This is a genomic window from Phaeovulum sp. W22_SRMD_FR3 (assembly GCF_052113705.1).
Taxonomy (GTDB): Bacteria; Pseudomonadota; Alphaproteobacteria; order Rhodobacterales; family Rhodobacteraceae; genus JBGQOG01.
Genome location: NZ_JBGQOG010000021.1, coordinates 33,384 through 45,717, shown reverse-complemented (window position 1 = coordinate 45,717; position 12,334 = coordinate 33,384). Strand labels below are relative to the sequence as shown.

10 protein-coding genes are annotated in these 12,334 nt (G+C 62.4%); all 10 read right to left on the bottom strand.

What is annotated here, in order from left to right; all coding sequences use genetic code 11:
- Positions 1-3: 3 nt before the first annotated feature.
- Positions 4-936 carry an IS5 family transposase gene (locus ACEN2S_RS19740; RefSeq protein ID WP_441869598.1) on the bottom strand — a complete coding sequence of 311 codons (933 nt, stop codon included), beginning with the start codon at positions 934-936 and terminating at the stop codon, positions 4-6.
- A 990-nt stretch (positions 937-1,926) separates the two neighbouring features.
- Positions 1,927-2,751, bottom strand: a complete 825-nt coding sequence (locus ACEN2S_RS19735; protein ID WP_441869595.1) for an ABC transporter permease — start codon at positions 2,749-2,751, stop codon at positions 1,927-1,929.
- Complete coding sequence (locus ACEN2S_RS19730; RefSeq protein ID WP_441869592.1) at positions 2,748-3,593, bottom strand: ABC transporter permease; 846 nt, start codon at positions 3,591-3,593, stop codon at positions 2,748-2,750. Before ACEN2S_RS19730 ends, ACEN2S_RS19735 begins: the two co-directional genes overlap by 4 nt.
- A gap of 1 nt (position 3,594) precedes the next feature.
- Positions 3,595-4,674 (bottom strand): quaternary amine ABC transporter ATP-binding protein, encoded by a 1,080-nt coding sequence (locus tag ACEN2S_RS19725; protein ID WP_441869589.1) that lies wholly within the window; start codon positions 4,672-4,674, stop codon positions 3,595-3,597.
- Positions 4,675-4,738: 64 nt separating this feature from the next.
- The gene (locus tag ACEN2S_RS19720) at positions 4,739-5,593 is read right to left on the bottom strand and encodes a glycine betaine ABC transporter substrate-binding protein (protein ID WP_441869586.1); all 855 of its coding nucleotides are present in this window, start codon (positions 5,591-5,593) and stop codon (positions 4,739-4,741) included.
- Positions 5,594-5,918: 325 nt separating this feature from the next.
- Positions 5,919-6,857 (bottom strand): LysR substrate-binding domain-containing protein, encoded by a 939-nt coding sequence (locus ACEN2S_RS19715; RefSeq protein ID WP_441869583.1) that lies wholly within the window; start codon positions 6,855-6,857, stop codon positions 5,919-5,921.
- Positions 6,854-8,098 (bottom strand): NAD(P)/FAD-dependent oxidoreductase, encoded by a 1,245-nt coding sequence (locus ACEN2S_RS19710; protein WP_441869580.1) that lies wholly within the window; start codon positions 8,096-8,098, stop codon positions 6,854-6,856. Before ACEN2S_RS19710 ends, ACEN2S_RS19715 begins: the two co-directional genes overlap by 4 nt.
- Before the next feature lie 109 nt (positions 8,099-8,207).
- A complete protein-coding gene (locus ACEN2S_RS19705) occupies positions 8,208-9,716 on the bottom strand; it encodes an aldehyde dehydrogenase (RefSeq protein ID WP_441869577.1) in 1,509 nt (502 codons plus the stop codon).
- Between the two features lie 3 nt (positions 9,717-9,719).
- On the bottom strand, positions 9,720-10,637 hold the full coding sequence (locus ACEN2S_RS19700) for a dihydrodipicolinate synthase family protein (RefSeq protein WP_441869574.1): 918 nt from the start codon (positions 10,635-10,637) through the stop codon (positions 9,720-9,722).
- 484 nt (positions 10,638-11,121) lie between these two features.
- Positions 11,122-12,210, bottom strand: a complete 1,089-nt coding sequence (locus ACEN2S_RS19695; RefSeq protein WP_441869571.1) for a hypothetical protein — start codon at positions 12,208-12,210, stop codon at positions 11,122-11,124.
- Positions 12,211-12,334: the final 124 nt, after the last annotated feature.

The following is a 12,334-nucleotide window of genomic DNA, read 5'->3' as shown; positions in this document are numbered from 1 at the left end:
GCGTCATGCCACGCGGACGATCTCAGCGGTGCCGAGCGCATTGAAGCGGTTGATGAGGGCGATGCGGACCTGGATTTCGGCGGTTTGTCGGTCCGGGTCTCGTGCGGCGATGCACTCGCCGAAGGCCTTGAGGCACCGCATTTTCGCCTCGATCCGGCTTCGGACATGGTATCCGGTCCATCGCTTCCAGAGGGCCCTGCCATAGTGCCGGGTTGCGCGAAGGGTTTCGTTTCGGGTGATTGCCGCCGGGCAGTCCTCTTTCCGCGGCCGACCGTTTTTGCCGATAGGGATGATCGGCGTGGCCTGACGGTCGATGATGGCGGCGTGGCAGCGGCGCGTGTCATATGCGCCATCGGCGCTCACGGTGCCGATCTCTTCGCCCTCGGGGATCTGGTTGAGCAGTTCCGGCAAGATAGGACTGTCACCATCGCTGCTGGGAGTGAATGCCACGGCGCGGATGTCAGACGTGGCGGCATCCATGGCCAGATGCACCTTGCGCCATTGACGACGGCTCTGAACACCGTGCTTGCGCGCCTGCCACTCTCCATCGCCGGGAAACTTGATGCCGGTGCTGTCAACCAGCAGGTTTAGGGGGCCATCGGCGCGCCGATACGGGATCTGAACGGCGAGCGTCTTCTGCCGACGGCACAGGGTCGTGTAGTCCGGCACCGCCCAGTCCAGTCCCGCCAACTTCAGCAGGCTGGCAACCATCCCGGTCGTTTGCCGGAGCGGCAGCTTGAACAAGACCTTGATGGTCAGACAGAACTGGATCGCCGCATCCGAGAACAACGCGGGGCGACCGGGGCTGCCGTCATGCGGCGCGAGCCAGGTCATCTCCTTGTCCAGCCAGATCAGCAGCGACCCGCGCTTGCGAAGCGAAGCCGTATAGCTGGACCAATTCGTCGTGCGGTAGCGGGCGGGTACAGGCTTGCTCATGCACCCCGTCAAACCGCATGCATTCACAATGTGAATCCTTCGCAGACAGAGTTCCGCAACAATGCCCTGCCGGAACACTGTTGCTGGATATCAGTTCGCCCCCGATCGCCGCGGAAAAATCTGACGTTGCGTCGAGCACGCGAACAGTGGTGCCAATGGTTGCGAACCTTAGAGGGAGAACCAAGATGGCATCGTTCGGGATCAGGCGCGTATGCCCGTTCCCCGGAAGTGCCAAAAGGCGCATCAGGGAAAGCAGGAATTCATCCTTCGAGTCGGCGAGTGCACTCTGCCGGGCTTGGGTGATGTGCCACTCCAACGCCTCGCGTCCGATCAATCGGAAGCTGGGGTCGGCCGGCAGGACCATTGTGACTATTTGTTCCAGGTCTTGGATCATCGACATACGCCAATGTGTAGTCATTTACGCCGCATTGTCCAAGATGGGCGCAAAGTCGCCTTGCTGCAGCGCGGCATGAATGGCCCTATTGATCAACGCCACCCGATCAGCGCGTCCGGTCGGTTGTCGACTGAACTCTCACAATACCTCGGTGAAGGCGGTGAGCTTTGCCGACACATGCCGATGACCCGGACAATAGAGGCACAGCCGCTCTTTCGCCGGGAGCCAAGTCAGCCAGAACTTCAACCAGCGCGCCGCTTCCGAGGTCAGCCGCAACCGCAGTTTCCGACAGGCAGACGAGGACTGCGTCGGCCAATGCCGCCTGACGCATGAGGTCGCCTTCGTCGAGGATCAGCCGTCCGGGAACGTCGAGGCGCATTTCCCGACCTTGCCGATTGAACTCCCAGCGATAATGTCAGCCCGAGGGCAGTCGTGCCCGGATGCGGTTGTGATCACGCAGATCGTGCGGCGCCTACGCATCGGAAGTCCGTCCGATCCATCGGTCGTGCTCAGGCCGATGGCCACCACAAGCCGCATTGGCAGCGCGTGCAAGGCTGGAACCGCACCGGCGTCACTGAAGGTTCCGTCCTACAGGTTCAGCCGAAAGCGCGGCGGGTGATGCGGTCCATGAAGATTGCCACGGCGACGATCGAGAGGCCGGAACGCAGGCCGAGGCCCATTTCCATGCGAGTAAGGCCGCGTGTGACCTCGGCCCCTAGCCCGCCAGCGCCAACGAGTCCGGCGAGGACGACCATAGCGAGGGACAAAAGGATACACTGATTCAGGCCAATCAGCAGGGTCTTGCGGGCGGCCGGAACCTCGATCTTGGTCAGGGTCTGCCACGGGGTCGCGCCTGTGGCTGCTCCGAGTTCAATCAGGTCGCGCGGCAGCTGTTTGAAGGCAAGCGTGGTCAGGCGCATCATGGGCGGGATGCCATAGATCACCGTGGCCAGCAGGGCAGGCACCTTGCCGAGACTGAAGATCATCACCGCGGGGATCAGATAGACCCAAGGCGGGACGGTCTGCATAAGGTCGAGGATCGGGCGCAGTGTGGCTTCGAGCTTTGGGCGCTTGCCGGCAAGGACGCCGAGGGGGAAAGCAACCAGAACGGCGACACCGACCGACAGCGTGACGAGCGAAACGGTCTGCATCGTTTCGACCCAGAGGCCGGAGAGGATTGAAACAGCAAGACATCCAGTTGCAAGAAGCGCCAGACGCGCCCCCAGCCGCCAGAAGACCAGTGCGATGATCATAGCCGCCATCACGGGTTCTGGCAGCAGGGTCAGCAAAGCCTCGGCATGTGCAAGGATGGCTTCGACGCCCGTGCTGATGGCCCGGAAGACGCCATGGGCATGGGTGTTCAGCCAGTCAATGGCGGGGGCGACAACTGCGCCTGGTGATAGAAGCGCTTTTTCTTTCATGGCTTGCCTCCGTCACGGCTGCCGGCAGCCTGGCTGATGCGGTCGATTATAATGGTCAGGATCACGATGGCGATGGCCGCGTTGACCGACAGCGCGATGTCGAGCTTGCGAACCGCGCCGTAGATCGTTTCGCCCAGTCCGCCCGAGCCGACGATGCCCGCGATGACCACCATGCCAAAGGCCATCATCAGACTCTGGTTGATGCCCGCCATGATGCTGGGCAGGGCGAAGGGAACGCGGATTTTCAGGAAGGCGTCCAGCGGCTTTGCCCCCGTTGCCTCGCCCAGTTCGACGAATTCGACGGGGGTCATGCGGAAGCCATGGGCGCAGAGGCGGATGACAGGGGGTAGCGAGACGATGAGAGTTGCCGCAATCGCCGTGGCGGGGCCGTAGCCGAGGAAGGCGATAGAGGGCAGCAGGTAGATGTAGGGTGGCAGCGTCTGGATCAGGTCAAGCAGGGGGTCGACGATCCGCGCCAGGCGCGGGCTGTAGCCTGCCCAGACGCCCAGCGGCAAGCCGACCAGGACGGCCAGAATGACCGAAACGAGCACGAGGCACATGGTTTCCACCGTCGCCCCCCACAGCCCCATGACGCGGCAAAGGCAGAGCCCGAGGGTCGCGGCGATGCCAGCTGCCCAGCCGAGGCTGCGGGCAGCGATCGCCCCGATCAGAAGGGCTGTCAGCCAAAAGGGCAGGAATAGGAAGCCGTCGGTCAGCCCGTCAAACGCAGTTTCAAGCGCGGCACGGATCATGTCGAAAACGATCCCGCCATGATCTGTCGCCCACGCCATGCCGTTGTCGATCGCGGCATCGAAGGCCTTGGTCCAAACGGTCAGGTCCATTTTACGCCTCCTGCGGAGCAGGGGCGGCGTCGCCCTTCAGCCCCTCGAGCAAGGTGCGGGCCGTCACAATGCCGCGGATTTCGCCACCTTCCACAACCGCGACGGCCTGATGGTCCGAGGCGAGGACGAGGTGGATCAGCCGGTCAATGTCGGCATCGAGGCCCGTGGTAGCCAGCGCCGAAACCGGGGCGGCGGAGAAATCGGCGACCGGCATCATCACAGATCCGGCCTTGACCAGATGGATGCGTGAGATGCCCGCGACAAAGTCGGCGACATATTGGTCGGCGGGGTTCATCACAATCTCTTCGGCGGTGCCGGTTTGCACCATCGCACCATCCTTCATGATCGCGATGCGGTCACCGATACGGATCGCCTCGTCCAGGTCATGGGTGATGAAGACGGCAGATTTGCCGAGCTGTTTGGTCAGCTGGCGGAATTCGTCCTGCAACTGACGTCGGATCAGCGGGTCGAGCGCCGAGAAAGGCTCGTCCATCAGAATGATTTCAGGGTCGGCGGCGATGGCGCGGGCAAGGCCCACACGCTGCTGCATGCCGCCGGAAAGTTCGCGGGGATAACGGTTCAACCAGTCACCCAGACCGACGCGCGTCAAGGCATCGGTGGCGATGCGGCGGCGTTCGGCGGGGGCGACGCCCTGCACTTCGAGCCCGAATGCCGCGTTTTCCAACACGGTGCGGGTGGGGATGAGGGCGACGTTCTGAAACACCATTCCGATGGTATGGGCGCGAAGGTCCCGCAACTCCTGCGGTCCCAGCCCGTTGATCGCGCGGCCCTTCACCAGGACTTCGCCCAGCGAAGGGTCAATCAGACGGTTGAGCAGGCGGATCAGGGTGGACTTGCCACTGCCCGATAGGCCCATGATGCAGAAAATCTCACCTTTGCCGACAGTGAAGCTGGCATCATGCACGCCGACGACACAGCCGAATTCAGACAGAACTTCGCGCTTGCCGAGGCCTTTGGCATGGATCGCGGCGATGGCATTCCGCGAGCGGTCTCCGAAGACTTTCCAGACCGAACGGCATTCGATCAGCGGGGCATCGGTGGCGGTGGCGGGGCTGGTCATGTGGGCTGTCCCATCTGGAAGGAAAGGCGAAGGGGCCGACCCCGTGACGGACCGGCCCGAGGTGTCATTCAGACTTGATGGCTTCCCAACGCGAGATCAGGTCGGCATGGGCAGCGGTCCAATCAGCCACGGCCTCTTCCATCGTCTTGCCCGCGTTCATCGCACCGTTAATGGCAGTGATGTCGTCGAGCGGGACGTAGATCGAGGCGAGCTGCTCACGGAGAGCGGGGTTCGCTTGCGAAAAGCCCTTGGTGCCGATGAAGTAGTAGGATTGTGCCGCCGGGAAGACGCCCTTCGGATCGGCAAGGAACTTCACGTCATACTTCTGCATCATCCACGACGGTTCCCAGACAGTCACGGCGATCGGTTCGCTGCGCGACATGGCCGAGTCGAGGGCTGCAGTCATCGCGGCGGTCGACCCTTCGACCAGTTCTATCCCGGTGCCATATGCTTCAACGGCAGCCGCGGCGTCACGCATCAGGCCCGAACCCGGCTCTATGCCGATGATCTTGCCGCCAAACATGTCCTTGCTGGCCGCCAATTCGTCCATGCTGTTGATGGTGACGTAGGACGGGACGGCAATCGCCTGATAGAGGCCATGCGACACGGGAGAGATCTTCTCGAGCTTGTCCATGTTCTTCACCCAGTAGTCATGGGCAACGTAATCGGTCTGGCTGGCCATGATGTCGACGTCGCCGTTGGTCAGCGCGGCGAAGGCGATACCCCATTCCGAGAATTCTTCGACTTCGACGGTGTAGCCCTTGTCTTCCAGCACCTTCTTGGTGATGCCGGTGATCGGGGTGAGGTCCTCCCAGCCCATCGTGCCGATGGTGATGGTCTTTTCGTCCTGCGCAAATGCGGGGATGGCAAGCGTGGCGGCCAGGGCAGTTGCGCCGAGAACATTGATGAATTTCCGCATTGGATCCTCCGGATGTGTTGGGGTTCGTGCCACCGTGTGCGCATACGGACGGATTGCGCGCTTGCGCCCTCCGCCGGATGCCGGCGATCTTTTTGGTGGGAGTGCGCACCGCGCACTGTCTCCAGTCTGGCGGGGCGCAGTCGACAGGCGCACCGTGGTCAGGCCGTCAAACCTTGCCTTCTAACGGTATCCTGTATTCAGCCATTCTGCGGCAAACGAGAATTTTGCAGGGTTTTGCATTAGCCCATCTAATGGCCGACGCGAATCTGCAAGTAACTGATTTTTTTGGTGATTTTCGTGATTTCCGAACGGGCCCGGCCCGCGTTCAGCGTTTTAGCGAGAGCAGCAGATGGTCGACGAAACGCGCGACCGCAGGCCGTTGGAGCGCGCTGGTGGCGCAGCGCAGGAAATTGCCGCGCCCGGCCGAGACCGGAGCCGGATGGGCAATAACGAGGCGGCCCTCGGCAAGCGGCTTTTGCACCATGTGCTGCCAGCCGAGCATGATGCCCTCGCCTGCCAAGGTTGCCTCGATCAGCAGCGCGACCTTGTTCGTCGACAGGCTGGATGCGCCCCGTTCCCAGCGTGCGCCTTGCGCGCGGAACCACTCCTCCCAGCCAAGCGGCTGCCAGCCGATGGCATCGGCGCTCCAATGGCGTTCGTGCAGATGCAGCAGGTTGGCACGGTTCAGGCTTTGGGCATCGGGAAAGGGGCCGCACTTGGCCAGATAGCCGGGGGAACAGACGGGTTGGGCGGCCTCGGGGAACAGGAAATGCAACTCCTCACCGACCTCGCTGCGTTCGTTGCCGCACAGCAGCGCGATATCGACGCCGGAATAGTTGCGCAGGGCGTTATCCTCGTCGGAGGCGAGGACGACGAAGCCGATCTGCGGATGTTCGGCGCGGAAGCTTTCGATCAGCGGTTTCAGCCAATAGACAGCCATGCCATCGGTCGCAGAAACCGTTACCGTTTCGGGCTGTCCGTCCGGCTGCAACAGGCCCACGCCTGCACTGATGGTGTCGAGCCCCGCCGATACGGCGGTGTAGAGGTCACTTCCCGCCGCCGTCAGCTCCAGCGCGTTGTGCTTACGCACGAAGAGCGGCAGTTCCAGCGCTTTTTCCAGGACGCGTATCTGCTGGCTGACCGCCCCTTGGGTGATGTTGAGTTCCTTCGCCGCCAGCGTGAAGCTAAGGTGTTTTGCCGCCACCTCAAAGGTGGCGAGCGCGCCGAGCGAGGGGAGGTGTCTGCGGCGAACCGGTCTCATCATTCGGCCCTTGCTTGCCATTCCTTCCAGCGAAGATAGGCATTTGCGCCGACGGTGTCGAATGGGTGTGGCGGCAGGCGCGCAGGCTCGGCTTCGGCAAGGAAGAAACGGGTGATCTCGCTGGTCCGGCCAAGGGCGAGGTCGGCGGCTCCGATGCCCGTCAACGTGCCACGGGTGGTGCCAAGGCCGTTCTGCACGCAGGCGGCGTAAAGGCCAGGTTCCAATTCTCGCATGACCGATACGGCATTTTTCGTCAGGCACAGGTGGCCCGACCATGCAGTTTCGAATTTCACGCCGCGCAGAGTGGGGAAACGGGCGTCGAACTTGGCGCGCATTTTCGCCTCTGCCCGGGTGAGATCACCGCCGCTCGTCTGCATCGTCGGGCGGTAATAGGCGCCCTGCCGGATGACGATACGGTTGCCGCCTTGCGCGGTGGAGATGCGGCGCACGGTCGCGCCCATCGGGTCGGACGGGGTGAGACCCCATGTCTCTTGGCCGCCAAGACCGCGCAGCAGGTGGTCGGGGATTTCTTCGGTCATGCAGGCGTTCAGCATGATGTGCATGAGCTGACCACGTTTGAAGCCGAAGCTTTCCAGATGGCCGTTGTTGGCGAGGATCACCCGCGAAGCGCTCACGCGGCCTTTGGGTGTGGTCAGAACCCAGCCCGCAGCTTTGCTTTCATAGGCGGTAACAGGCGAGGATTCGAAAACCTTCACCCCGCGCGAGGCGAGGCCTGCCGCCAGACCACGGATATAGCCCGCAGGCTGGATGAGTGCGGTACCGGGGGTGTAAAGACCGCTGGAATAGTAGCTGGTCCCCGTCACCTCGCGCATGGACTGCGCGTCGTAGATCTCGTGCGGTTCGTTCAGCGCCGAAAGGTGGTCGGCATAGGTGCGGTTCGCCTGTTCGCCCACGCGCGATGCCGCGCCGTTGATCTTGCCCCAGCGCTGGAAATATCCGGCAGGCAGGGCGTATTCTCGTGCGACATCTTCGGCAAAGTCGATGGCCTGACGGTTCAGGCGGGTCAGCATGCGGTCATGCGCCTCGCCCGCTCCGGCATAGTCGGCGCTGGTCAGCTCATGTGGCAGGTCGATCATGAAGCCGGAATTGCGCCCCGCCGAACCTTCGGCCACGCGCCCCGCATCAAGGATGCATACCGTCAGCAACGGATCGCTCATCGAGAGGTGGCGGGCAGCGGAAAGGCCCGCGAAACCTGCGCCGACGATGGCAATGTCACAGGTCACATCCCCCTGCTGCCTGGGATAGGGGGCAGCGGGCGGCAGGACCGAATTCCATCCTGCCGGACCGGTATGTACGGGCAGTCGGGCAACCTTGCGCAGAGCCATTGGGACCTCAGTCGATTTCGCTGTCACTGGTATCGGCCAGATCGAGCCAGATTGTCTTCAGCTGCGTGTATTGATCATGTGCATGGATCGAATTGTCACGCCCGCCGAAGCCCGATTGCTTGTAGCCACCGAAAGGCGTCGTGATGTCGCCCTCGCCGAAGCTGTTCACCGTCACGGTGCCCGCCCGCAGCATCCGCGCGCCGCGAAGGGCCCGCTTGCCGTTGGACGTGAAGATCGAGGCGGCGAGGCCGTATTCTGTGTCGTTGGCGACGGCGATGGCCTCTTCGAAGCTACTCACCGGAATCACGGTCAGGATCGGCCCGAAGATTTCTTCCTTGGCGAGGACCGAGGCATTGCCGGCCACTTCGACCACGGTCGGTTCCACAAAGCCTTCGGCCACGATCTTGCCGCCCATCACCACGGTTTCCTTGGCGGCGGCGGAAAGGTAGCCCGACACCTTGGCGAAATGTGCCTTGGACACCAGCGCGCCCACCCGCACCTCGGGGTTCAGCGGGTCGCCCACCACCCATTCGCGGGCATGTTCTGCGATCTTGCTCAGCAGACGGTCCTTGATGCCGCGCTGGACGATAAGGCGCGAGGCGGCGGAACAGTTCTGCCCCATGTTCCAGAAAGCCCCATTGACGACATGCGCCGCCACCGCGTCGAGGTTTTCGGCATCGTCGAGCACGATGCAGGGGTTCTTGCCGCCGAGTTCAAGGACCACTTCCTTGAGGTTGCTGTCGGCCGCGTAATGCAGGAAGCGGCGCCCTGTTACGGTCGATCCGGTGAAAGAGACCATGTCCACATCCGGGTGGCGTCCGAGGGGTTCGCCCACTTCGGACCCGCTGCCCGTGACGATGTTCAGAACGCCGCGCGGCAGGCCCGCCTCGGCGGCGAGTTCGGCAAGACGAAGTGCTGTGAGCGAGGTTTCGGCGGCGGGTTTCACCACGACCGAGCAACCCGCCGCCAGCGCGGGGCCGATTTTCCAGGCGAGCATAAGAAGCGGGAAATTCCATGGCAGCACCAGGCCGACCACGCCGACCGCTTCGCGCAGGATCATGGCGATATGATCGTTCGAGGCGGGGGAAACCTGATCGTAGATCTTGTCGATCAACTCGCCATGCCATTTGATCACATGGATCGACTCCGGGATGTCTGCCTGTTCGCAGTCATAGATCGTCTTGCCACTGTCGAGGCTTTCCATCACCGCGAGCTCACGTGCGTTGCGCTCCATTAGCTTTGCCAGTCGCACCAGCACATCCTTCCGCGCCCCCGGATGCAGCCGCGACCAGCGGCCGTCTTCGAAGGCTTCGCGGGCTTTCGCCACCGCAAGGTCCACATCGGCGGAAGCGCAGGCGGCAACGGTGCCGATCACTGCACCGGTGGCGGGGTTCACCGTCTCGAATGTCTTGCCCGAAATCGCGGGCCGATAGCTGCCATCGATCCATGCGTTTTGCGGCAGATCCAGCGCGGCGGCAATGGCGTGGTATTCTTCATGCGTCAGCAGGTCGGACATGGCTCAGTTCCCTTTCAGGATCGCTTGGACGGTGGTCTTGAGCGTGCGGATTACCTGCTCAAGCTCGCGCTTTTCTTCCTTGTTCAGCCCTTTCAGCGGCGGGCGCATCGGTCCGGCCTTTATGCCCGTGACCTCGACCCCGTGCTTGATGCATTGGATGAACTTTCCGCCCTGTTCCAACACGGCCATCAAGGGGAGCATGGCCGACATGATGCGGCGACCCTTAGCGAAATCGCCCTTGACCACACAGGTCTCCCACAGCGCGATATGTTCTTCGGGCAGGAAGTTCGACCCGCCGCAGATCCAGCTTTGCGCGCCCCATGCGAAGAATTCCAGCGCCTGGTCGTCCATGCCGCAGGACATCTGGATATGCGGATAATCGCGCGCCAGCAGATGAACGCGGTTGATGTCGCCCGAACTTTCCTTGATGCCGATGACGTTCTGCGACCGGCCGACGCGGTCAAGGAAGTCGCGCCCCATCTCGACGCTCATCCGGCCGGGGTAGTTGTAGAGAATGATCGGCAGGTCAGCGGCGCGGTCAATGGCCAGCGCATTCAGCGCGTTCTCGCGTTCCGTGGGCACCGAATAGGGCGGCGTGCCGAGGAGAATGCCGTCGGCATTCATTTCGCGTGCGCCGGTCGCCAGTGCGATGGAATCCGGCGTGCGCATCGCACCCGTGCCGATGAAGACCGGCATCCGGCCCTTGGCGCGCTCGACCACGAAGCGTGCGATCTGCAGCCGTTCCTCGATCGTCTCGGCATAGTTCTCTCCGGTAGAGCCGCCCGAAATCAACCCGTGAACGCCTGCGTCGGCGAGGCGGTCCACCAATTCTGCCAAAGAGTCGAAGTCGATCGAGCCATCCGCGAAGAAGGGCGTGATCACGGGCGTATAAATGCCCTCTAGCCTGAAACGGACGCCCATGCGCGGCTCTCCTTTGCTGCGATGTTGCGGCGTCTCGGCGTCGCAACCTTTGCCTTTCGCTCAGGATTATGCCCGCGAGCGATACGGCGCAAAGGAGAATGATCTTGAGGTAGGCATTAGTCAGGCTAATGGCCGCAGTAGTGGTGGTGGTCGCGGAGTGCGTGTCACATGCCGACACAGAGTGTCCGCTCTACGCCCATCGCGAAGATGACGGCCGCGCCATCGCGGTCGGCCCATTGCTGCCTGTCAACCACGCAGAATGCTGCGCGGCGGCGCTCCCCTTAACCGCCGCTCGACTGGCGCCGCAGCGAGTTCCTTATCACCATTGTACTGATGCGGAGCGGAACTGTCAGAAATCAAGCTTTTGGCGGTCAGCAAATGAGATGAATTGCTAGGGGAAAGGAAACCTCCCCCAATACCCGATCTGCAGAACATGTTTAAGCGCGCCATCTCCACAGAACGGATCACGGTGCAACCTCAAGGCTCATGTGTCTGCGAAAGGCCATTCTTCAGCACGGTAGGATTCGATGTCCGGTGCAATGACGGCGCGAAACCGATCCTCGTAACTTGAAATCGATAGGATCACTGATCCTCGCTGCTCTGCTCGCTTGATCCGGCATCGGGACGGATGCTCGGGGTGTTGGGTCCAGGCATCGATGCGGGCGATGTTCTCGGCGGTGAAGAACGCGCAGAAATCAGCCATCCTCGCCTGGAATTTTCGGAAGTCGCTGTCCGTCTGCCGAAGGCGGGTCGCGGCCCATTTGCGCTCGGCATCCGTCATCTGGCAGATAGCTTCGAGGGCGTCGTCCTCGGAGCCACACTCGGGGAAAACCTTCAAGACCGTCTCAATGCGGTTCAGCTCGGCCATGGGATTGTAGTCGTTGATGACGGCTGTGGTTCCGGCAAGGACGCCGAACACGGCGTCGCGCGTCTGCTTCCCGCTCGACCCTTTGAAGCCGGACGGGCCGATCTCGGCCAGCTTGGCGTCGATGGTCTCAGCGACGGTCAGGCGTGCCCCCTTCTGCTTGATGGCGCGAAGCTGGCGAACGGCATCTGGGGCGTCTTTCCGCAAGAGGCGAAACACCCGAAGGGCTTCAGCGGCGGCGGGTCGAACCGCGCGGATGGCGTCCATCTTGCGCGAGACATGGGGCAGGTTGGCGAGAAGATAATCCTCCTCGGCGCGCTGATCGCGGCGAGCGCGATAGTCCTTGTCGGCGGCGGCGCGGTTTTCCATAGCGGCGCATTCGTGGCCGATGGCAGCAACCGCCCTCAGGTCGGTTAGATAGACGAACGCCCCTTCGAGGTACTTGTTGGGCTGATGGCACATCGGACAATACGCCATGTCGGCGTCCGGACGCTTAATGCGGTCGATGCTGAATGCGGCCAGCTTGCGGAAGGGCTCGGTCTTGGCGAGCGGTCCTGGATGGATGCCTGGGAAACTTTCCGGCGCGCCGGTCGTGCGGATATGGGCGAGGAACTCCTCGGCCAGGTAGTCGCCCGGCAAGTCCTTGAATAGCCGGAACAAGGGGTGTTCGACCGCAATATCGCGTCGAAGGGGGCGGGCGCTAGCCATAGTTACTCCTCCTGGAACGAACCAAGAAAGTCGCGCTCCGTTCTCTTCCCTGAACGGAAGAGCCAAAGACTCGGCCCTTGCGGCTCAATCTTAACAAAACCGGCCCCGTTACACAAAGTGTAGC